24 protein-coding genes, 2 pseudogenes and 1 riboswitch are annotated in these 22215 nt (G+C 40.7%); of the genes and pseudogenes, 17 read left to right on the top strand and 9 right to left on the bottom strand.

The window, feature by feature from the left end; all coding sequences use genetic code 11:
* Positions 1-75: 75 nt before the first annotated feature.
* Positions 76-738: a hypothetical protein gene (locus NWP17_RS00150; protein ID WP_280652899.1), complete on the bottom strand. Its 663-nt coding sequence runs from the start codon at positions 736-738 to the stop codon at positions 76-78.
* A 494-nt stretch (positions 739-1232) separates the two neighbouring features.
* Positions 1233-2570, bottom strand: a complete 1338-nt coding sequence (locus NWP17_RS00145; RefSeq protein ID WP_280652898.1) for an integrase — start codon at positions 2568-2570, stop codon at positions 1233-1235.
* A 161-nt stretch (positions 2571-2731) separates the two neighbouring features.
* Between NWP17_RS00145 and nifH the strand changes: the two are divergent.
* The 3 genes and pseudogenes from nifH to NWP17_RS00130 all read left to right on the top strand — a co-directional run.
* A pseudogene (gene nifH, locus NWP17_RS00140) lies at positions 2732-3205 on the top strand (nitrogenase reductase); the annotation flags it as partial.
* 145 nt (positions 3206-3350) lie between these two features.
* A complete protein-coding gene (gene nifD, locus NWP17_RS00135; RefSeq protein WP_280652897.1) occupies positions 3351-4745 on the top strand; it encodes a nitrogenase molybdenum-iron protein alpha chain in 1395 nt (464 codons plus the stop codon).
* A gap of 612 nt (positions 4746-5357) precedes the next feature.
* Positions 5358-5621 (top strand): DUF4351 domain-containing protein, encoded by a 264-nt coding sequence (locus NWP17_RS00130; RefSeq protein ID WP_280652896.1) that lies wholly within the window; start codon positions 5358-5360, stop codon positions 5619-5621.
* Positions 5622-5765: 144 nt separating this feature from the next.
* Here NWP17_RS00130 and NWP17_RS00125 read toward each other — a convergent pair whose 3' ends face one another.
* Positions 5766-7052 carry a site-specific integrase gene (locus NWP17_RS00125; protein ID WP_280652895.1) on the bottom strand — a complete coding sequence of 429 codons (1287 nt, stop codon included), beginning with the start codon at positions 7050-7052 and terminating at the stop codon, positions 5766-5768.
* Between the two features lie 220 nt (positions 7053-7272).
* On the opposite strand from NWP17_RS00125, the pseudogene NWP17_RS17540 reads away from it, so the two are divergent.
* From NWP17_RS17540 to NWP17_RS00065, 12 genes and pseudogenes are all read left to right on the top strand, one after another.
* A pseudogene (locus NWP17_RS17540) lies at positions 7273-7431 on the top strand (nitrogenase molybdenum-iron protein alpha chain); the annotation flags it as partial.
* Between the two features lie 199 nt (positions 7432-7630).
* Entirely contained in the window at positions 7631-9166 is a 1536-nt protein-coding gene (gene nifK / locus NWP17_RS00115; RefSeq protein WP_280652893.1) for a nitrogenase molybdenum-iron protein subunit beta, read from the top strand.
* 185 nt (positions 9167-9351) lie between these two features.
* Positions 9352-9696 (top strand): Mo-dependent nitrogenase C-terminal domain-containing protein, encoded by a 345-nt coding sequence (locus NWP17_RS00110; RefSeq protein WP_280652892.1) that lies wholly within the window; start codon positions 9352-9354, stop codon positions 9694-9696.
* A 153-nt stretch (positions 9697-9849) separates the two neighbouring features.
* Positions 9850-11229 (top strand): nitrogenase iron-molybdenum cofactor biosynthesis protein NifE, encoded by a 1380-nt coding sequence (gene nifE / locus NWP17_RS00105; RefSeq protein ID WP_280652891.1) that lies wholly within the window; start codon positions 9850-9852, stop codon positions 11227-11229.
* Positions 11230-11413: 184 nt separating this feature from the next.
* The gene (gene nifN / locus NWP17_RS00100; protein ID WP_280652890.1) at positions 11414-12739 is read left to right on the top strand and encodes a nitrogenase iron-molybdenum cofactor biosynthesis protein NifN; all 1326 of its coding nucleotides are present in this window, start codon (positions 11414-11416) and stop codon (positions 12737-12739) included.
* A gap of 56 nt (positions 12740-12795) precedes the next feature.
* Positions 12796-13185 carry a nitrogen fixation protein NifX gene (nifX, locus tag NWP17_RS00095; protein ID WP_280652889.1) on the top strand — a complete coding sequence of 130 codons (390 nt, stop codon included), beginning with the start codon at positions 12796-12798 and terminating at the stop codon, positions 13183-13185.
* A gap of 20 nt (positions 13186-13205) precedes the next feature.
* Positions 13206-13682, top strand: a complete 477-nt coding sequence (locus tag NWP17_RS00090) for a NifX-associated nitrogen fixation protein (RefSeq protein WP_280652888.1) — start codon at positions 13206-13208, stop codon at positions 13680-13682.
* 25 nt (positions 13683-13707) lie between these two features.
* A complete protein-coding gene (locus NWP17_RS00085) occupies positions 13708-13938 on the top strand; it encodes a CCE_0567 family metalloprotein (protein WP_280652887.1) in 231 nt (76 codons plus the stop codon).
* On the top strand, positions 13935-14252 hold the full coding sequence (gene nifW, locus NWP17_RS00080; RefSeq protein ID WP_280652886.1) for a nitrogenase-stabilizing/protective protein NifW: 318 nt from the start codon (positions 13935-13937) through the stop codon (positions 14250-14252). The genes NWP17_RS00085 and nifW overlap by 4 nt, the downstream gene beginning before the upstream one ends.
* A 10-nt stretch (positions 14253-14262) precedes the next feature.
* Positions 14263-15063: a HesA/MoeB/ThiF family protein gene (locus NWP17_RS00075; protein WP_280652885.1), complete on the top strand. Its 801-nt coding sequence runs from the start codon at positions 14263-14265 to the stop codon at positions 15061-15063.
* A gap of 72 nt (positions 15064-15135) precedes the next feature.
* Positions 15136-15507, top strand: a complete 372-nt coding sequence (locus NWP17_RS00070; protein WP_280652884.1) for a HesB/IscA family protein — start codon at positions 15136-15138, stop codon at positions 15505-15507.
* 37 nt (positions 15508-15544) lie between these two features.
* On the top strand, positions 15545-15844 hold the full coding sequence (locus tag NWP17_RS00065; RefSeq protein ID WP_280652883.1) for a 2Fe-2S iron-sulfur cluster-binding protein: 300 nt from the start codon (positions 15545-15547) through the stop codon (positions 15842-15844).
* Positions 15845-16011: 167 nt separating this feature from the next.
* Here the strand turns inward: NWP17_RS00065 and NWP17_RS00060 are convergent, their stop codons facing one another.
* Positions 16012-16419 (bottom strand): DUF1636 domain-containing protein, encoded by a 408-nt coding sequence (locus tag NWP17_RS00060; protein ID WP_280652882.1) that lies wholly within the window; start codon positions 16417-16419, stop codon positions 16012-16014.
* A gap of 22 nt (positions 16420-16441) precedes the next feature.
* Positions 16442-16622, bottom strand: a riboswitch (cobalamin riboswitch).
* 639 nt (positions 16623-17261) lie between these two features.
* Here NWP17_RS00060 and NWP17_RS00055 point away from each other — a divergent pair.
* Positions 17262-17636 (top strand): hypothetical protein, encoded by a 375-nt coding sequence (locus tag NWP17_RS00055; protein WP_280652881.1) that lies wholly within the window; start codon positions 17262-17264, stop codon positions 17634-17636.
* A gap of 69 nt (positions 17637-17705) precedes the next feature.
* Here the strand turns inward: NWP17_RS00055 and NWP17_RS00050 are convergent, their stop codons facing one another.
* From NWP17_RS00050 to NWP17_RS00030, 5 genes are all read right to left on the bottom strand, one after another.
* On the bottom strand, positions 17706-18173 hold the full coding sequence (locus NWP17_RS00050; protein WP_280652880.1) for a hydrogenase maturation protease: 468 nt from the start codon (positions 18171-18173) through the stop codon (positions 17706-17708).
* Between the two features lie 97 nt (positions 18174-18270).
* A complete protein-coding gene (locus tag NWP17_RS00045; protein WP_280652879.1) occupies positions 18271-18693 on the bottom strand; it encodes a hypothetical protein in 423 nt (140 codons plus the stop codon).
* 175 nt (positions 18694-18868) lie between these two features.
* Positions 18869-20134 carry a glutamate-5-semialdehyde dehydrogenase gene (locus tag NWP17_RS00040; protein WP_280652878.1) on the bottom strand — a complete coding sequence of 422 codons (1266 nt, stop codon included), beginning with the start codon at positions 20132-20134 and terminating at the stop codon, positions 18869-18871.
* 4 nt (positions 20135-20138) lie between these two features.
* The gene (locus NWP17_RS00035; RefSeq protein ID WP_280652877.1) at positions 20139-20546 is read right to left on the bottom strand and encodes a hypothetical protein; all 408 of its coding nucleotides are present in this window, start codon (positions 20544-20546) and stop codon (positions 20139-20141) included.
* Positions 20547-20656: 110 nt separating this feature from the next.
* The gene (locus NWP17_RS00030) at positions 20657-20833 is read right to left on the bottom strand and encodes a hypothetical protein (RefSeq protein WP_280652876.1); all 177 of its coding nucleotides are present in this window, start codon (positions 20831-20833) and stop codon (positions 20657-20659) included.
* Positions 20834-21146: 313 nt separating this feature from the next.
* Here NWP17_RS00030 and NWP17_RS00025 point away from each other — a divergent pair.
* A partial coding sequence (locus tag NWP17_RS00025; protein WP_280652875.1) for a hypothetical protein occupies positions 21147-22215 on the top strand: 1069 nt, incomplete at its 3' end.

The following is a 22215-nucleotide window of genomic DNA, read 5'->3' as shown; positions in this document are numbered from 1 at the left end:
GGGTAATTAATGTTGGATCATCAATTACCCATGATTTTTACTAACTTAAATTTTTATAGCCCTAGAAACTATGGACTAACGGGGAACAACACTCAAAGTAGTGGCAAAGCCAAACTGACCAGAGGGAACCCGTTCTCCACTCACCATAACTTCAAAACCAATACCAAAGACAGAACTGGTAGCAGCGACAGCAGAAGAAGTTGTTCCTAAGATGGTTGCAGCATCGCTAGTTCTGACAGTTTCATCACCAACGACAGAAGCTACTGGTAAGGCATCAGTGAAATTAGTTACTAAGGTAGCAGGTGTAACTGTGTCAAAGGTGTTTGCTAAAGTAGCAACTGTGGGAGCATACAGCCGAGTGGTGGCTGTGAAAATATCCAAATCAGTACCAGTGGTTTGTACAGGAGAGGTAACGGTGGCAATTGTGCTATCCCCGGCGGTGCAGCTGAGGGCAACATAAGCCAGGGTACCAGTTGGGAGTGTAGCAGGTGCTATAACTGGAAGAGAAGCTACAACCCCACGTGTAAACCCATCAGTAGCATCCCCAGAAACAGATTCTGCTAGTTCCCCAACACTTTGACCGAGAATGTCGCAAGCAGGGATCACGTTCGCAATGGCTTCGATTTGGAGTTCGTTACCAGCGCGGCTAGGAGACATCCATAACATGGAACCAGAAACGGACAGAAGAGTGATACCGGTTAGGCTGAGAGCTTTGCGGATTAATTTAGAAGTAGACATGATATTGATCTTTGTTGTGCTTGAGAATTGAACAGTGTGATGGTAACGGTGTGTTTTGAATATTATATAAATTTGTCATCTGCATCACACTTTATGAGTGTAAGACAATTTGATTAAATTTGACAATATGTAAGATTACTGCTTTTTTTCACGCTTTTTCCTTAAAGTTTTCATATTGAGTTAGATATGTACTTATAAATACCACTTAAGTATTTATAGGTTTTTGTTATGAGATTTGGCGCGGCCGCAGGTTAGTTGTGAAATACCGCGACTCAAGACCCTTACTGAGCATACCTCATAGCCTGGTTGGCGTAGCCATAGTAGTTGTACTGAAGTCAGTCCATAGCCTGGTTGGCGTAGCCATAGTAGTTGTACTGAGGCGGTATATAGTCGTATATTAAGCAGCGAGCAGGATGCTTACAGGTCGGTTAGTATTGATGTGTTAGTTGTGGGAATTTAGGTAGATTATTGAATTTATCCAGGGAATATAGCCTCTAATAGCTAGGGAAACTGTGTATATGTAACCGTAAACTTTCGTTTTCCCCTGTCAATCTTTTATTTTCCTGTTCTAGGCGAATAATCATATCTTGCAACTCCTCCACCTTAGACTTTTTCTTCATAGCTTCTTCCATAGCCACTTTGCGATTTTCTAAACTAAACCACTTATGATAAATAGATGTGTGCATATGCACTGAATGACCTAAATTATCAGCAGCAGCTTTAATGGGAATTCCCATTAAGTGCGCTCTAATAGCCCAAGCGTGGCGTAAATCATAAGGTTGAAAATTAATCCCCACAAATCTAAACCATCGGTCTGTACCGTGGCGAGCCGAGTTAATTTGTTTACTAGTAACTTTGCCTTGAATTTTTAGGTTTAATAATTCTATAGCCTCTACATCAGTTTTTAAATTAAATTTTTCCACCCAGTGGGGATACAATGGTAAGGCTTCCCTGGCTCCAGTTTTACACTCTTCACTGACTCGCCAAGTATTCATGAGATTATCTGAAGATAACCACCAATCTAAATCAGGATTAACAAAAATTTCCCCTGGTCTTAAACCATAGGTGGCTAACATCCCATACACCCAGCGCCATAATTTCCAGTTATTTCTATCATTCCTAGTCACCAATTTACTAGGACGCTGCTGTGCGTAATGCTCAAACTTGAAATACTCTTGCTCTATGTCTGGGTCAGTGGGTAGATCACGCTTACGTTTAGGAGTAGATTTGATTTTTAAATGACTTAGCTGCGGTACTTGTAAACCTGAACATTTACACAATACCCTAATTACTTTAATTAGCTCATTCCTAACGCTATCAGAAGAGGTACAATTTTGTACAGCTTGAATAAAATTATCGCCTATGGCTAGTTGATTCTTTGGTAGATGTGTTTGAGCAATATACAAATAACTATTAAATGTATTCTCGCTTTTTAGGGTCATTTTTCTAGTTTGAAAATAATTTTTCTCAAAATCTGCAATTAAATCGCCAATAGTTTGGGGTGCAACTTGATTTTTAAGTTTATAACAATTTTTACCTAAATATTTATCATTCCAGGCAAATTGTTTTCTGGCTATTAGTTTTCCTAACTCGTGGGCTTCTTCCTCGGCGGTGTTTAAACCATTAAAGTTAAAGGGAATCCCCAGGGAAATATCATATTGCTTTGTACCTATACCGTTTTTATCAATATCTCCTGGTTTAATAGGTAAAGTGCTTCTCAGTTGCAGTGAATTACCAGACTTTCTCACAGAAACACTCACCCTGGCGGCTTTTAGCCTAGTATTTACTGCTTTTAATTCTGTTAGTAGTTCTTGATTTTTAACCGGTTGCATTTTGCCTATATATCTCCGTCACTACTGGCTGTTTAATAAAAGTCGGCAAATGCTTCCTGTGTTATGTTAATACCCTAGATTTACCCTGCTGAAAAAACTGTTTATGATTAACAATCATCACTGCAAATATTGTTAAAAATGAACAATTACCAGTTCTTAATCGTGAAGGTAAAGCTCAAGAAATCTACATCGTTACTTCTGGTGAAATGATGGCGATGTATGCTGCTAACAACATCGCTCGTGGTGTTTTGAAATATGCTCACACTGGCGGTGTTCGCTTGGGTGGTTTAATTTGTAACAGCCGTAAGGTTGACCGGGAAATTGATTTGATTGAAACTCTGGCTGAACGTTTGAACACCCAGATGATTCACTTCGTACCTCGCGACAACATCGTTCAACACGCTGAATTGCGTCGGATGACCGTTAACGAATATGCACCCGACAGCAATCAAGCTCATGAATACCGCGCATTAGCTAAGAAAATCATCAACAACGACAAACTAACCATCCCCACACCTATCGAAATGGATGAATTAGAAGCGCTGTTGATCGAGTTTGGTATTCTCGAAAGCGACGAAGAAGCAGAAAAACTACTTGCAGCAGACGCAGCAGCTAAAGCAGCAGCAGCTAAGTAATCACTCAGGGAAAAAGGAAAAAGGCAAGAAAGAACACATATCTTACCTTTCTTACCTTTGACCTTCTTCTCTCTCCCCCCCTATTCATTCTTAGGGGATCTCCATCTACCTTATTCACTAATTATTACGACTTTGAGAGGCTAAAATGACACCTCCAGAAAACAAAAACATCGTTGAAGAAAGAAAAGAACTAATTAAAGAAGTTCTTGAGGCTTATCCAGATAAAGCTAAGAAAAAGCGCGAAAAGCACTTAAACGTATTTGAAGAAGGTAAGAGCGATTGCGGCGTTAAGTCTAACATCAAATCTCTTCCTGGTGTGATGACCGCCCGTGGTTGTGCTTATGCTGGTTCTAAGGGTGTGGTTTGGGGTCCTATTAAGGACATGATCCACATTAGCCACGGTCCTGTAGGTTGCGGTTACTGGTCTTGGTCTGGTCGTCGTAACTACTACATCGGTACTACAGGTGTTGATACCTTTGGTACTATGCACTTTACCTCTGACTTCCAAGAACGGGACATTGTTTTCGGTGGTGACAAAAAACTACTGAAACTAATCCAAGAGTTGGAAGAATTATTCCCTCTTAACCGTGGTATTTCTATTCAATCAGAATGTCCCATTGGTCTAATTGGGGATGACATCGAAGCTGTGGCTAGGAAAGCAGCTAAAGAAATCAACAAACCTGTTGTTCCTGTACGTTGCGAAGGTTTCCGCGGTGTTTCTCAGTCTCTGGGTCACCACATCGCTAATGACATGATTCGTGACTGGGTATTCCCTAGGGCTGATAAAGCTAAGGCTGACGGTTCACTCAAGTTTGAATCTACTCCTTACGACGTAGCAATTATCGGTGACTACAACATCGGTGGTGATGCTTGGGCTAGCCGTATCTTACTAGAAGAAATCGGCTTGCGCGTGGTTGCTCAGTGGTCTGGCGACGGTACTATCAACGAAATGTTGATGACTCCCAATGTGAAGATGAACCTCATCCACTGTTACCGCTCGATGAACTACATCAGCCGTCACATGGAAGAAAAATATGGTATTCCCTGGTTAGAATACAACTTCTTCGGACCTACCAAGATTGCTGAATCTTTACGGGAAATTGCTTCTAAATTTGACTCCAAAATCCAAGAAAACGCTGAGAAAGTTATTGCTAAGTATCAGCCTACCATGGATGCGATCGTTAACAAGTATCGCCCCCGTTTAGAAGGTAAAACTGTGGCTATGATGGTTGGTGGTTTACGTCCCCGCCACGTTGTCCCAGCTTTCCAAGATTTGGGTATGAAAATGATTGGTACTGGTTATGAGTTCGCTCACAACGACGACTACAAGCGTACCACTCACTACATCGAAAACGGCACTATTGTTTACGATGACGTGACCGCCTATGAATTCGAGGAGTTTGTTAAAGCACTTAAGCCAGACTTAATTGCTTCTGGTGTGAAAGAGAAGTACGTCTTCCAAAAGATGGGCTTACCTTTCCGTCAAATGCACTCCTGGGATTACTCCGGCCCTGATTACGTTATTGGCAAGGTGGATTAAATCAGGGTTTTGCAGTTGTGGCATGAAAGCCGGTTAATTTTTAGCCTAAATTAAATTTATCATGTTCTATAATAACATTGTTTGTTGCTGACAGTCAATCATCAATATCTTAATTTATATGTATTTGGATAATTGTTAAATTTTGCTGATGGGTAAATTTGTTAGATGATAAACATTTTTTCCATCAGCTTTTTTAGATTAATTCCATGAAAATCTCATCAAAATGATGTGGTAAAAGTGCCACTTTACGGGAAAGCGATCGCTAGATGGGGGTTTTGCTGCTTGGTGAGGTAAATCATTAACAAGCAAGATGCTTGTGTTACAATAATTTTTCAATGATCATTATAGCTGGGTATGTTAACCTTCATATTCACGCCAAAGCGATCGCTAGATGGGGGTTTTGCTGCTTGGTGAGGTAAATCATTAACAAGCAGGATGCTTGTGTTACAATAATTTTTCAATGATCATTATAGCTGGGTATGTTGACCTTTATATTTACGGGAAAGCGATCGCTAGATAGGGGTTTTGCTGCTTGGTGAGGTAAATCATTAACAAGCAGGATGCTTGTGTTACAAGAGTTTTCGTGTTTGATAAATGCTAAGGGAGATAATTATGAGACTAGCACCGTTGTATCAGCAGGATAGAGAGTTAGCAGTTCAAGAGGGTAAAATAGAAGGCAAAATAGAAGGCAAAATAGAAGGGGAACTGCTGTTAATTACTCGGATGTTAAATCATCGCTTTGGTAGTATTTCTGCTACCATTGCCCAAGAGCTACAAAACCTGAGTGTAGACCAGTTGGAGGCTTTGGCAGTGGAATTATTGGACTTTACCACAGTTGAGGATTTGCAAACCTGGTTAAATCAACAGCGACAATAATTATCATAGCTGGGTATTACTACATGATAGGGGTTTTACTGCTTGGTGAGGTAAATCATTAACAAGCAGGATGCTTGTGTTACAAGAGTTATTTTTGTTGAATAACAAGCAGGATGCTTGTGTTACAATATTTTTTTGAAAGAATCAAATTTCTGGTAAAGCAGATTTCAAACAACTTCTTAATTTCTCAACCTCTAGCCTTAATCTTTCATTCTCCTCCCGCATTAACTCAACCTCATTCTTCTTATGCAACGCCTGATTAATGGCTAACTTCCGCATATCCAGAGAGAACCAACGCTGATAAGTCTGAGTATGCACTTGCACACTATGGCCTAAATTATCCGCTGCCGCTTTTATTGGTATCCCTAAAATATGCGCCCGAATTGCCCAAGCGTGACGTAAATCATAAGGTTTAAAATCCAAGCCTATTTTACGGAACCACCAACTAACTCTTTGAGTTAATGCCGTTATTTCTGCATAATTATTCTGATTTTTCTTACCAATTACCTCTGCCAACATCTCTAAATATTTAGGATTTCTTAAGTCAAAATCTAAAATCCATTGTTTATATAACGGTAATGCTTGTCTTTCTCCAGTCTTGCAATTTTTATGGACTTTCCAAGTTAAATCTGTATTTTCTTCACTTAACCACCAATCAATATCAGGATTAATAAATAATTCCCGTGGACGCAAACCAAAAACTGCTAACATTCCATAAGTCCAGCGCCAAAGCTGCCAGCTATTTTTGACATTTTGATTAACTTGATTACCTCGTTTTTTTAAATAATCTTTAAACTTAATAATTCCAGCGGCTATTTCAGCATCAGTGGGTATATTCCGGGAATTTTTTTCTGGTATTTTAGAATATGGAGATAAATCTATTTTGATGTTAAATGTCTGGCAAAATGCAGATATGGCTCTGGTGGCGTTATATCTTGCCCATTCCTTATCTATTTTTGCAATGGCACTAATTAAATTTTCTGGTGTTGCTAAATCTTCCAGATTAGTAAATCGTTGAGTTCGGGAAAAATAATAAAAAAAAGTATGTTCACTTTTGGTGGTGCGTTTGTGAGTTTTAAAATACTCCTCTTCAAATTGTGCTAGTAGCTCACCGATGGTTTTAAACTCTTTTTTAATCGCCTCATTGCCTAAATATTTATCATTCCACTCAAAGGTTTTTCTAGCGATTAACTTGCCTAATTCATAAGCTTCTTCCTCAGCCGTTTTGAGTCCATCCAAGTTGGCGGGAATATTCAAGCTGAGATTATATTGCTTTTTTCTTGTTCCTTTTGTGTCCTTGTCTCCCGGTTTAATTGGTAAGGTCGCCCGCAATTGCAGACTTCCATTTGATTCTCTCACGGTTACCTTCGTCTTTGCAGATTTCAAGCGCAGATTTACTTGTTCTAACTCTACTAATACTTGTGTTCTCATGTGTTCTCTTGGTGTGGTTGCAGACTTGAACCAATTAGTCCATTTTGTTAGTCCATTTTGTTAGTCCATTTTGGAAATAGCCTAAGTTATATGTCTACTTTGGTTATATATCATTATGGTTTAGCCTATATTTAGGCTAAAAATAAATTTGTTGATAACAAACAATGTTTATCACTAGCACTGCTCACCATAAACATTAGGTTATTTAGAAATATTAAACCATGGCAAGAAATACTCCGGCCCTTATCACGGTTATGACGGCTTTGCTATCTTTGCTCGTGATATGGACTTAGCACTCAATAGCCCAACTTGGGGGTTAATTGGCGCTCCCTGGAGCAAGAAAGCTGAAGTTAAGGCTAAAGCTAAAGCTATTGCTTAGGGATATGGAAACGGAATAAGTGGGGATAACCTGGGGTTTTAGCCCCAGGGGCGGGAGTGAGGAATTCAAATTTCAAAATTCAAAAGTTAAAAGTATGTATTTTGATTTTTGCATTCTGAATTTTGAGTGATATTCCCACCCGCCGCCAAAACTTCCTCAAATACTAACGAATGACTTCAGTAAACTTGGAGAACCAGAAATGCCTCAGAATCCAGAAAAAATTCAAGACCACGTTGAGTTATTCCACCAACCAGAATACCAACAACTATTCCAAAACAAAAAGGAATTTGAAAACGGTCACAGCGCAGAAGAAGTTGCGCGAGTTGCTGAATGGACTAAGGGTTGGGAATACCGTGAAAAGAACTTTGCTCGGGAAGCATTAACCATTAACCCTGCTAAGGGCTGTCAACCTTTGGGCGCAATTTTTGCGGCTGTGGGTTTTGAAGGTACTTTACCTTTTGTACAAGGTTCCCAAGGTTGCGTTGCATACTTCCGTACTCACTTAACCCGTCACTATAAAGAACCATTTTCTGGTGTGTCTTCTTCCATGACTGAAGACGCTGCGGTGTTTGGTGGTATGCAGAACATGATTGATGGGTTGGCTAACTCTTATCAACTCTACAAGCCCAAGATGATTGCTGTCTGCACCACTTGTATGGCAGAAGTAATTGGTGACGACTTACAAGCTTTCATCAACAACGCTAAAAATGCTGGTTCTGTTCCTCAAGATTTCCCGGTACCTTACGCTCACACTCCTAGCTTTGTTGGTTCCCACATCACTGGTTACGACAACATGATGAAGGGTATTCTTTCTTGCCTAACTGCCGGTAAGAAGAAACAAATCAACAATGGCAAAATCAACTTTATCCCAGGTTTTGATACCTATGTAGGTAACAACCGCGAATTGAAGCGTATTGCTTCTTTGTTTGGTTTTGACTACACCATTTTGGCTGAAAACAGCGACTACTTGGATTCACCTAACACTGGTGAGTTTGATATGTATCCAGGTGGTACTAAATTGGAAGATGCAGCAGATTCTATCAACGCTAAAGTTACAGTTGCTCTGCAAGCACATTCCACCGTCAAAACCCGTGAGTACATTGAAAAAGAGTGGAATCAACCAACTGTAGTTTCTCGCCCTTGGGGTATTAAGGCTACTGACGAGTTCTTAATGAAACTCAGCGAATTAAGTGGTAAGCCCATTCCCGAAGAATTGGAAATCGAACGGGGTCGCGCAGTTGATGCCATGACCGACTCCCACTCATGGATTCACGGAAAGCGCTTTGCTATCTACGGTGAACCTGACTTAGTATACAGTGTAGTTGGTTTCATGTTAGAAATGGGTGCAGAACCCGTGCATATCCTAGTTCACAACACTAACGAAGTGTTTGAGAAAGAACTTAAAGAGTTGTTAAATTCTAGTCCTTTCGGTCAAGGCGCAACCATCTGGGGTGGTAAAGACCTGTGGCATATGCGTTCTTTATTGTTCACAGAACCAGTAGATTTACTAATTGGTAACTCTTACGGTAAGTACCTGTGGCGTGATTGTAAGGTTCCCTTGGTCAGAATCGGTTATCCTATCATGGATCGCCATCACTTACACCGCTACAGCACCATTGGCTACCAAGGTGTAATCAACCTCCTCAACTGGATTGTGAATACAATCTTTGAAGAAATCGATCGCAACACCAATATTCCTTCTAAGACTGATATTTCTTACGACTTAATTCGTTAAGAATTGCTGTACGCAGTGTGCTAATTGAGGGTAAGGAGGGGACATAAAAACTGGTGATTGGGGAATCGTAACTAGGCACTGGGAGTAAATATATTCTCAATAGCTATTCTCAATAGCCAATCCCCAATCCCTAATCTCCAACTTACTTTTCTTGGTCTTTTTAGCATTGATATGAGGTATATATCATGACAACTATCAATCACACTCACTCTCATCCTAGTTATCATCCACCCAACCATACAAAATCAGGATGGTTGAATAATTTGCTCAATCAATCATTGCTCAATCCCGTGCGTGATTGGCTCAATAGAGTTTCCATTAAAAATTATCGCATTGCCCATGTAATTTGTCAAGTAATTCCTTGCTGTTGTCCTTTTGAGAGGAATATTGATTTATTGGGGCGGACTTTTCATATTCCAGCGCTATGTAAACTAAATCCCTTGTATGACGAGTTGGTGGCAATACGTTTTAGGGCTTTATCTTATCTTGCTGATGAGTGTGGCCAGGATATCACGAAATACATTTGTTAAATACTTGCCTCTACTGATTACAGATTAAGTATCTTGCAAAAGTCAATTTGATCAAAACTACACCACAGAAGAACACTAATAAACAAGATTTTTGCAGGAAGTCCATAGACTAATAACTAATATTAACACTGTCGATCCAGCAAGAGAAGAGAGATGAAAAGTACCCAAGGTAAAATTAACGAGCTGCTCAGTGAATCAGGATGTGAACATAATCAACATAAACAAAGAGAAAAGAAAAATAAATCTTGCACTCAACAAGCTCAACCGGGAGCGGCTCAAGGAGGCTGTGCTTTTGATGGTGCAATGATTGCCCTGGTGCCAATTACTGATGCTGCTCATTTAGTCCACGGGCCTATTGCCTGTGCTGGTAATTCTTGGGGTAGTCGTGGCAGTCTCTCCTCTGGCCCGCAACTCTACAAGATGGGCTTTACCACTGACTTGAGTGAGAATGATGTGATTTTTGGGGGTGAGAAAAAGCTTTATCAAGCAATTGTTGAACTTCAACAACGTTACCACCCGGCTGCAATTTTCGTCTATGCTACCTGTGTAACAGCTTTGATTGGCGATGATATGGAAGCTGTGTGTAAGGCTGCTGGGGAAAAAACCGGCACTCCTGTGATTCCCGTGATTGCTCCTGGATTTATTGGCAGTAAAAATTTAGGTAACCGTTTCGCGGGGGAGGCTTTACTAGAATATGTAGTTGGTACAGCAGAACCGGAAACAACTACACCTTATGATATTAACTTAATCGGTGAGTACAACATCGCCGGAGAAATGTGGGGAGTCACACCACTGCTAGAAAAGTTAGGTATTCGTGTTTTATCCAAAATAACCGGGGATGCTCGTTATGACGAGGTTCGTTACGCCCACCGTGCCAAGCTGAATGTAATGATTTGCTCACGGGCTTTGCTGAATATGGCCCGCAAGATGGAGGAACGCTACAACATTCCTTATATTGAGGAGTCTTTTTATGGCATCGATGATATGAATCGTTGTCTGCGGAATATTGCTGCTAAGTTGGGTGATGCTGATTTACAGGAACGCACGGAAAAGCTGATTACTGAAGAAACTACTGCCCTTGATTTGGCTTTAGCCCCCTATCGCGCTAGACTCCAAGGTAAGCGGGTTGTATTGTATACAGGTGGTGTTAAGAGTTGGTCAATTATTTCCGCAGCTAAGGATTTAGGAATAGAAGTTGTTGCCACCAGTACCAGAAAAAGCACTGAGGAAGATAAAGCCCGGATTAAAAAGTTGATTGGTAAGGATGGCATCATGATGGAAAAGGGCAACGCCAAAGAGTTGTTAAAACTGGTGAAGGACACTGGCGCTGATATGTTAATTGCTGGTGGTCGTAACCAATACACTGCCCTTAAAGCCCGGATTCCTTTTCTTGATATCAACCAAGAGCGTCACCATCCTTATGCAGGTTATGTGGGTATGGTGGAGATGGCACGGGAATTGTATGAAGCTCTTTATAGCCCCATTTGGGAACAAATACGTAAGCCTGCTCCTTGGGAAGAAACCGAGAGATGAAAAAGTCCAGGGGGCAGGATTTGAAGAATAAGCTCTGGCTGAATATATCAAGATATATCAAGAATTATTGTACCTGAGAAGTTAAAAGGTGCTGGAATAAGACTTGAGAAATCTTTACAACCCTGTTCCCTGTTCTCTACCACTATAAGAGTTTTTCAGCCAACCCTAAGTAAGTATAAACGCCATGGCGATTGTTAATTTTCCCAATAAACCACTGACAGTTAATCCTCTCAAGCAAAGCCAGGCTTTGGGTGCATCTTTAGCTTTTTTGGGCTTGAAAGGAATGATACCCCTGTTCCACGGTTCCCAAGGTTGTACTGCTTTTGCCAAAGTTGTGCTTGTACGGCATTTTCGGGAAGCTATTCCCTTGGCCACTACAGCCATGACGGAGGTCACCACTATTTTGGGGGGTGAGGATAATGTGGAACAAGCTATTCTCACTTTAGTAGAAAAGGTGCAACCAGAAATTATTGGTTTATGTAGTACAGGGCTAACGGAAACTAGAGGAGATGAGCTAGAGCGTTTTATAAAAGAAATTCGCCAGCGCCATCCTGAACTAAATCACTTACCTATTATATTTGCTTCTACTCCAGATTTTAAGGGGGCGCTGCAAGATGGCTTTGCATCAGCTGTGGAAAGTATAGTTAGGGAAATTCCTCAAGCTGGTGGTATTAGAACTGAGCAAGTAACGATTTTGGCTGGTCCATCTCTGACACCAGGAGATGTGCAGGAAATCAAAGAAATGGTGACTGCTTTTGGCTTGGTGCCAATTTTTGTACCTGATTTGGGGGCTGCTCTGGATGGTCATTTAGAAGATGGTTATAGTGCCATTACAGCCAGTGGTACTACTTTCAAACAGTTACGAGATGTGGGTAGTTCTGCTTTTACCATCGCTCTGGGGGAGAGCATGCGACCCGCGGCTAAAATCCTAGAGGACAGATTTAACATCCCTTATGAGGTGTTTGGTGAATTAACTGGACTGGAACCAGTGGATGAGTTTTTGCAAGCTTTGGCTATTCTTAGCAGTAACAGTGTACCACAAAAGTACCGTCGCCAACGTCGCCAGCTGCAAGATGCCATGCTAGATACTCATTTTTATTTTGGTGCCAAGCGGGTTTCTTTGGCTTTGGAACCAGATTTATTATGGTCGATGGTCCACTTTTTGCAATCCATGGGGACTCAAATTCATGGTGTGGTGACAACTACGCGATCGCCTTTACTAGAAAAACTCCCGGTTAAAAGTGTCACCATTGGCGATTTAGATGATTTTGAGCAACTAGCTGAGGGGTCTGATTTGTTGATTGGTAATTCTCATCTAGGTGCGATGGCTAAACGTCTTGCCATTCCTCTTTATCGTTTAGGTATTCCTATTTACGACCGTTTAGGTAATGGATACTTTACTAAAGTTGGCTATCGAGGCACAATGGAGCTTTTATTTGGCATGGGTAACTTATTTGTAGCAGCCGAAGAAGAGAGAGTTAAGCATTTATGGCAACTGGTATCTGAGTAATCAGAATCAATTTTTTCTCCATAGTCAATAACTAATACCCGATCCTGGAAAAGAAAATGAAAATTGCTTTTACGACAAGTGACCGAGTTCACATTAATGCTCACTTTGGATGGGCGAGGGAAATTGATGTTTATGAAATCTCTGATCAGGGATATCAATTTCTGCAAACTCTGACATTTGATGGTGACCTTAAAGAAGATGGGAATGAAGATAAAATCACTCCTAAACTTGATGCTTTAGTTGATTGTACCATCGTTTATGTTGCGGCTATTGGTGGTAGTGCTGCGGCGCGTTTAATTAAGAAAGGCGTAACCCCAGTCAAAGCTAAATCAGAATCTGAGGAAATTAATGAAGTCCTGAATAAACTGGTACAAACTCTCAAGGGTAATCCCCCGCCTTGGTTACGTAAAGCTTTAAGACAAACTACTCCCAACTTTGCAGATTAATTTGAATTTAAAGTGACGGTATGAGTACAGATAATAGTGTGAACGGAAGCAACAATACAGTTGTGTTAAACTCTGGTTTTCTCAAGACATTAGTACAACAAATTCGCGGACAAGATACTTATGGAGTTTATCGTAATTGGTCTGATGAACTAATACTCAAACCTTTTGTAGTTAGCAAACAAAAGAAACGGGAAATTTCTCTAGAGGGTGAAGTTGACGCGGTTACTCAGTCTCGAATTATGGCATTTTTCCGAGCGATAGCGGCTCGGATTGAACAAGAAACAGGACTAATTTCTCAAGTAGTGCTGGATTTGAGTCATGAAGGCTTCGGCTGGGCGCTGGTTTTTTCTGGTCGTCTTTTGCTGACTAAAAAAACCTTGCGTGATGCTCACAGGTTTGGTTTTGAATCCCTAGAAAAACTGGCAGAAGAGGGAGAAACTTATGTCAAAAAAGGAGTTGAGTTAGGACAGACTTACCCAGAAGTAGGTAAACTTTAAAACTGCCTGATCTGGATTTTCTGTCATGAGAAGGAGTGGTCTGCAAGTGAGCCAAACAAATATTGAAGAACTAAAAACTAAAATTAAGCGGCTTAATAGTAAAGCAGGTCAAATGAAAATGGATCTGCATGATTTAGCCGAAGGTTTGCCCACAGATTACAAAAAACTTATGGATGTGGCAACTGCGACTTATCAAATCTATCAAGAGCTAGATGAGTTAAAGCAAAAGCTCAAAAAAATGGAGAAATCACCATGAGTAAAACTGTTAATGATTTGCAAAAGCTGGTGGATGCAGAAGAATTTTTCCAGTTTTTTAATTTGCCCTATGACCAACAAATTGTCAATGTCAATAGGCTGCATATTTTGAAGAAATTTTCTCAATACATGGCAGAAGTTGATGATAGTTATCCTAATTTGACTCCAGAAGAAAAACTACATCAATATTGTTTGGCTTTGCAAAAAGCCTATGATGTTTTTCTGGAATCAACACCCCATGAACAAAAGCTGTTCAAGGTCTTTAATGAGAAACCTAAGAATGTAGTTACGCTGACAGAAATCACGTCTGATTAGGAGGTAAAAAGTGATCAACCTAACGCCTACCGAATTAGAGCGCTATAGTCGCCAAATGATGCTGCCAAATTTTGGTGAACTAGCTCAAAAACGCCTGAAGTCAGCGACAGTTATGGTGACGGGTGTGGGGGGATTAGGCGGTACGGCGGCGCTTTACTTAGCAGTAGCGGGCGTTGGGCGACTAATCCTAGTCCGGGGTGGTGACTTGCGGTTAGATGATATGAATCGTCAGATTTTAATGACTGATGATTGGGTAGGTAAACCAAGGGTATTCAAGGCTAAAGAAACTCTGGAGGCTATCAATCCTGATATCCAGGTGGAAGTAGTTCATGATTACGTCACCCCGGAAAATGTAGATTCCTTAGTACAATCAGCTGATATGGCTCTAGACTGCGCTCACAATTTTACAGAACGTAATTTGCTCAATGAAGCTTGTGTGCGCTGGCGTAAACCCATGGTGGAAGCAGCTATGGACGGGATGGATGCCTACCTAACTACAATTATTCCTGGTGTGACTCCTTGTTTATCTTGTCTGTTTCCAGAAAAGCCAGAATGGGATCGACGTGGTTTTTCAGTTCTGGGGGCTGTATCTGGGACTCTTGCTTGTTTGACAGCGTTAGAGGCTATTAAGCTGATTACTGGGTTCAGTCAACCTCTGTTATCTCAATTGCTGACCATTGACTTGAATCGGATGGAATTCGCCAAGCGTCGTTCTCAACGCGATCGCAATTGTCCTGTATGCGGTAATACAGCACCCTGGAGATATGGACAAACCCCATCTATGGAACCTAGCAGCAATTGTACAAAGTAGTCATTAGGTAACTAACAAACAGTCCCACACTTCAAATCAGTACAAATTTATCGCTACACATCAGGAGAGGTAATGGCTGTTAGCTTAACTGAAAAAGCAGAATTTCGTCTGCGGGCATTTTTACGCGGTTCAGCCTCTGATAATAATGACGCTAAAAAAGGTATCCGTGTATCTGTAAAAAGCGGTGGTTGTAGTGGTTATGAATATGGACTTGAGATCACTAGCAAACCACAAGCAGATGATGTAGTAATTCAGCAGGGTAATGTGTTGATTTACGTTGATGCCAAAAGTGCGCCGTTATTAGATGGGGTGGTGATCGACTTTGTGGAAGGGGTAATGGACAGTGGCTTTAAGTTCACTAACCCCAATGCAAGTGATACCTGCGGTTGCGGAAAATCTTTCAAAACTGATGATGGTACACCCACGGGTACACCTTGCAGGTAATTGATCTAATTCTATAATTTTTGAGGAGAATCGGAAAATGGCGACCTACCAAGTTAGATTAATCAACAAAAAGCAAGACATCGACGCTACAATTGAGGTTGATGAAGAAACTACCATTTTAGACGCAGCAGAAGAAAATGGTATTGAATTGCCTTTCTCTTGTCATTCTGGTTCTTGCTCTAGTTGTGTAGGCAAAGTAGTTGAAGGTGAAGTTGACCAATCTGATCAAATCTTTTTAGATGACGAGCAAATGTCTAAAGGATTTGCTCTTCTTTGCGTTACTTATCCCCGGTCTAATTGCACAATTAAGACTCATCAAGAACCATATCTTGTCTAGAGTTTGGTTTTGATGGCTAGGATGAAGGATATACATTATATCCTTCATCTAAAATCCAAAATTGATTAGAGAATGTTTTAAAACAAAAACTTTTAGCTCTCCCTAAAGCCCTGTTTTAAGGGGGACTTTTCAGGCGATCGCCTCCATCTACTCAAAATGTGCTACTGTTACTTACACACTTCCACTTTAGTGGCTACTGCTGGAATACGTGCCACAATTCCTTTCTTGAGTGGTTCTGGGCGTTCACTCCAAGGTAATAAACCTTCTGAGTGTGCATAATATTTACTAGCACAGGCAAACACCCCAGCCACTTCTGCGGTTGATAAATCAGCAGAAATATCGCCAAAAAGATATGTAGATTTACTGGGTGAAGCGAAACAAACAACACATGAGCGATTGCAAGCGCTCATACATTGCACTGGTTGAATTACAAACTCTGTATTTAATTCCCAATGGGGGTAATGGGCTTGCAGGTGTTGGAGAAGCTTTTCTCCGCCACTTTCACCTACAGGTTTACCATCTTGCCACTTACTGGCACAAGTTGTACAAACAAATATTGTATGTTCTGCTGTCATCTATACCTCGTAGATTGTAGCTCAAGTTACTTTTTTATCGGCGGGCATTCTGACTTACACAATTTTAAGGTTTAAATTGGGGATGTTGAACTCAAAAATCTAAAATTGGTTTACAGCTGCGGGACAGTGCCGGACTTACACAGGACTTTCCCCGTTACCTCTAATAGCTGATTTTTACTAGAACCGATATATTACAGTATATCATATATAACATAAGATGACAAATTTGACAAATTTAGATAACCCGGCAAAAAAGTATCAAAAGATGCTTTTTTTTAATGATTTATGTTTATTATAGGTCTAGCTGGAAATATCAGGATAGAAAGCTGAGGTATTGCTTTGAAGAGCGATGACAGCATCAGCTTATACCCAGCACCTTTCAGCTTTGTCTAGGTTTTATATAGCAGACGTTTCCGGAAACAGTTAATTTGTCAAGAAGATTATCTATATATCGCGCGACAAATAGAAAAAGCGATACCAATACAGCATTGTGAAGAAGTCAAAATTTACTGTGTTGTGTATGGAATAGAGGGGATATCACCTAGATTATATAAAGGTACGCATCTGCTGAAACCAGGTATTTTCAGAGAATAAACAAGTTACTTATGCGTAAATCAAGCCATGGTCACAGATGGCGCTGTAACTTTGTTGTTTGGATCTGAATATGTAAATTATTAAACTGCTATGCAGTTAGTTGGTTGGTGGGAGAAATAATTTATTTGGTTGGTAATTATTGGGGAATTGCTGCTGATAAGGATGATGAAACCCCAGAAGTATTACAAACCAATAAAGATATTCTCTAGGGGATGGCTATTGGCAAGTAAGTAGGATCATAAGGAAAGATGGCTAACAATAGATTTTATTTTAATAGTGATGATTCTCATCATATGCAACCTACATCGGCGGATATTATACTGCGACAACAACTAGAGGATTCTATTAGTAGGTATTTTTATGAAGGATGCGATCGCACTATTCAAAATCTACTATCTAATTGTCGCTGGTACGTGACAACTCGCGCTAATGCAATGACGTTAGTCATTGAATGTCCTGATCAAGTTACTAATTGGCGTGTTTTACAGAAACTTGTGCCCATGGGAACTTTGCTAAACTCCATGATCAGCAGTGCTAAAATTCGTATTTGTCCGCCTGATAGTCAAGGTCTACCCTTTGAAATGAGAGTCGATGAACTTTCTGTTTATCGTGATTGGGCATGATGATCATCAAATAAGCTACAGCCAATTTCATCGGGGAGGGGTATAGTTTCCAACCCCTCGGTAATTTGATCATTTATACTGATTGATGAGAGTGATTAATTCTTCAAAAACTAAATTAGCGGAATGTTGGACTAGAGGACTTAATTCTAGTCCTAAGTCCAGATTTGCCGCTTCAATGAGGTAAACTGTTACATCTTGGGGAAAATTGTCTGCAAAGATTTTACTTCCGGCGGCTAAAGCATGATCCCAGCGAAAATGATGTAAGTTATAACTAGGTTGTGGTAAAGCTTCCAGTTCTTTGCCTGGGACTTTAAATATAGCACCAGGTGGCGAACCTGTGGAACTGGCATCAATAATTACTAATGCCCTACTACCTTTAGCTTGAAACATTACCTCCATCCCTGCGGTTCCACAGTCAAACACTCGGACATGAGGATGGGGGTTTTGGGTTAGATGTTGTTGTAAGCGTTGGGCGATAATTACCCCTACAGCATCATCACTGCGGTTCAGGTTTCCGCAACCAATGATAGTTAGCACCAGAATTTTGATTTAAATTAGTCCATCATGAGTTGGTGAAGCAGGGGCTTTGACTGATGGAACAGATAAAACCCCTGACAGCTTTACAGCCAAAATTTTACAGCTTTACACCATATTTGTTAGCAATTTCTGTGAATTTTTGACACTGCTGTTGTGATGCCTCAGTTAAGATCATTTCTGCTTGTTCTGGAGTATTACCATCTTTAGGGATTAAATACTTAACATAAAGTGCTATAAAGTCAGCTATAACCGCCATACCAGATAAACCATGTTGGTCAGCTTCCTTACCAGCGATCGCAGCTACTAAACCTGCTCGAATGGGGTCTGGTTTAACTTTCATAAACTGATCAATCAGTTTGGGAATGTACTCTGTTGGCGGCAAGTGATTTAACTTACTGTGATCTGGAGTAAAGTTACATTCTGCCGCTTTTGCCTGCTCTAAAACACACCATTCTATAAATTCTTGTAGTGCGGCTTCAGGGAGGCGAGGGAGATATTTATGTAGGGCTATATCAGGCACAATTTGACTTTGTAAATGTATGTTTTCTTCAACTGCATTACGGCTAGCCTAACCCATTATTTCTATCCTTTTTAGTGTGTTATGCTACGACTTAAAAAGAAATAATTAGACTCCAAATTTACAAAATAGGACGATAAAAGTGAAATATGTAACCAGGAAGGGAATAACTTAACTGCTAAAATCGCCCGTTCCCCTGGACTATGTGCCTGGCAGTGGTGAAGGTTTCTAAACCAATAAATCCCCTGCGGTGGCCTTTTTGGTTAGACATCCCCAGAAATATCGAATCTCCGCGAGAAGGGTTACGAGAAAAGCGGGGAGAAGCGTTAATGTAGGTAGAAGCGCTATTAACTCCTAAAGCAAACTGCCGACTTTCTTGGTAGGATTCAGTCACAATACAGTCAGCATGACCGCTACTGTATTGATTAATCCAGTCAATGGCATCTTCTAAACTATCTACCAATTTAAAGGCCACTGTCTTGGTTAAATAACAATTTCCCCATTCACCAGACTTCATGGGCTGCAACTGGGGAAAAGCTTCCACTAGCTCCTGATCTCCTTTGATGTTAAAACCTTTGTCTTTTAAGGCGTTCCACAGAAAAGCTAAAGATGATAGTGAAGTGTGACGGTGAATTAATACTTTTTCAATGGCATTTACTGGGTCTGGTTGGCTTTCATGGCTATCAATAATTACTCCCTGCACCATCTCCAAGCTGCTATTGAGTGAACAGTAAAGGTAGCAGTTACCCATTGCTGATTTTAACACTGGACAAGTTGATTGCCGTATCACCTGCTGGACTAAGCTAGAACGTCCGTAAGGTAGCACTAAATTTAAATACTTGTCTTGAGTGACTAAATCCCGAATGGAAGCACCATGTTCCGCTGTAATCAGTTCTACACATCCAGGGGGTAAACCAACTTCCTCAATGGCGCTTCGCAGGACATTGGCTATGGTTTCGTTAGAATGACTGGCTTCTGTGCTACCCTTGAGTATGATACTATTACCAGTCTTAATACATAAACCAGCCGCGATCGCTCCCAAATCGGGAAAAGCCTCATACACAAATGCAATTACTCCCAAGGGCATCAACTGAGTGTAACTTTGGCAATCATCTAGTTGATACTCAGCGTTCCTCACTCGTCTTAAAGGATCTGAGATTTCCCCCAACCTCTGTAGAATTTCCACTGCTGCTTCTAGTCTAGTGGGAGTCAGCTTCAGCCAATCTAAAATTAACTCTGGGACAGCCATTTCTTTGCTGGCTTCTAAATCCAAAGTGTTGGCTTCCAAAATGTCATCAAAGGAATTTGCCAGGGCTTGTGCCATTGCCAACACTGCGCCACTGCGGTTTACTCCCTTTGTCAATGCCAACTTCAGGGAAGCTTGATAGGCGCGTTTAGCGCTGGTCATTGGTTCGGGGGAATCATCCAAAACTTCAACGGTCATTGAATTAACGTCTGTAAGTAAGCCAGACCATCAGTGCTGGCAGAACGGCCAATAGCACCGCTACTATAGCCCAAGCAATTAAGCTAGAACCATTTGCCAGTCGCAGTGCTAATGGTAACCATATAATCACTAACACGAAAATAATGGCCAGCGCTATGGGTAGATAACCTTCTCCTAGCTGAGTCGGGATCATACGCCAACTGTTTCCCGTCCAGTTCCAACCTCGCTTGTAGGGATAGGTGGTTGACAGCTGTTCTAGGACATGACCATTATCTTCTACCACAAAGATTTGTTGACAGCGATCGCAACCAAATGCCTCTGTTAGTGCAATGGAAGTTAACTGCCCTTTGCGACGGCAAGGACAGGGATATTCCTTGTTTAACTCTATTTTTTCGGTTTTTTGAGGTTGCACAACAGTTCTAATAACTTGAGTGTGTTTTTCATTTTCCGGGACAATAACCCTTAAGATAGCCAGACTCTATCCAGTTTAGTACATCTACAAAAAACCAGTTGACCGAAATATCAACGGCGAGCAGAGCCAATGGCTTCAGACATGGGGGTTAGCCGTTGGCGATTTTCGTTGGCGATTTTCGTTGGCGATTTTAATCGCCTTCCCCATTCTTCAACTAATTCGCTTGCAATAATACCTCTGATATACCATGCCCTAGGTGTTAAAACTACGGTGGTTTTTGTTGTCACTTCTGCCTAGCTAACGCTAAGGATTACAGGCTTTATACCCTCCCCGTAAACCCTAAAAGTATTATGTTGCTTTTTTATAAAATTGGTATTAACTCAGGTTATAGGGTTTTATGTCTATGCCTGATAATGCTTGAAAGTGTTATATAGTATCAAAGCGGGTAACGCGATTCGAACGCGCGACATTCACCTTGGCAAGGTGACGCTAACCTATTTTTTTCAAGGGTTTTAACCACTTTGACATAAAACCTAGTAAGGCTATCGGGTTAGATTTGGGTTAACCCATAACTCTTATTCCACGGTGGTTTAAGAGGCTATGGTATACAATTCAAACCAGTCTAAGTTAGAGAAAAAACTTACTGATGCTAAATTAAAACTTAGTATCGTTAAACTAGATGTCAACAATAACAGGGTTAGACTACGATGTAGACAAACTGGTATTACTTTCAGTAAGCACGTAGCGCCATACACGCTAGAAGGAATAGAGAGCGCGTTAAGTATCGCGAAAGAAATTGAATCAGACATTTATCGAAGGGTATTTGACCCGACACTAGTCAAGTATGGGTTAGCTAAGGCAAGTGACCCAAAATTGACTGAAATAGTCAACTTGCCTGTCAACTTGGAGCCTACTCTCAAAGAAATTTGGGATATCTATAAAGCAGCTAAGGCTAGTAGTGTAGCTCCTAGGACTAAAGAGGTAAAATGGTATCCCATAGATAACTGGTTTGTATGGCTACCCTCTGAATGCTTGATTTTGACTAATGCAGACAAATTACTTAGTAAACTTAGAACCAAGTACAGTGATGGTACTTTAAAGCCTCTACTAGTTACACTAAACGCTGCTGTAAACCTGTCAATAAAACTAGGTAAACCAATTAAGAGCAATACCATAGCAGGTCTCCTAGAACTGCTTGTATTACCTCCTAAAAAGGAAATTAAGAGCTATTCCAGTAAAGAAATAGCTACCATTCTTAAAGCCTTCTATGACGGTAGATTTGATAAGGATAGCAGTGTTGTTTCATCTACTTACTATGCCGGGTTTGTAGAGTTTCGGTTTTTAACCGGTTGCAGACCCTCAGAGGCAATTGCTCTAACTTGGTCTGACATAAAACTTTTAGATGACGATAAGTGTCAAGTAATTTTTTCTAAGCGTGTCGCTGGTATGAAAGATAAAAGTGTCCAGGCAGGCACAAAAAATGGAGTACAGGCAAGAATTTTTCCTGGAAACAAGCAGCTTAGAGAACTAATTGACTCACTTGACAGAATACCTAACGAAGGTGACCTGGTATTTCCTAGCCATAGAAGTAGAAGCGTGATTGATACGCATAATTTTAACCTTAGATGGTGGCAACCAATTATAAAAGAGTTGGTTAGGTTAGGTGAGT

The organism is Chrysosporum bergii ANA360D, assembly GCF_029891735.1.
Classification (GTDB): domain Bacteria; phylum Cyanobacteriota; class Cyanobacteriia; order Cyanobacteriales; family Nostocaceae; genus Umezakia; species Umezakia bergii.
Note: the sequence above shows the minus strand (reverse complement) of the source record. Positions and strands in the feature narration are given on the sequence as shown.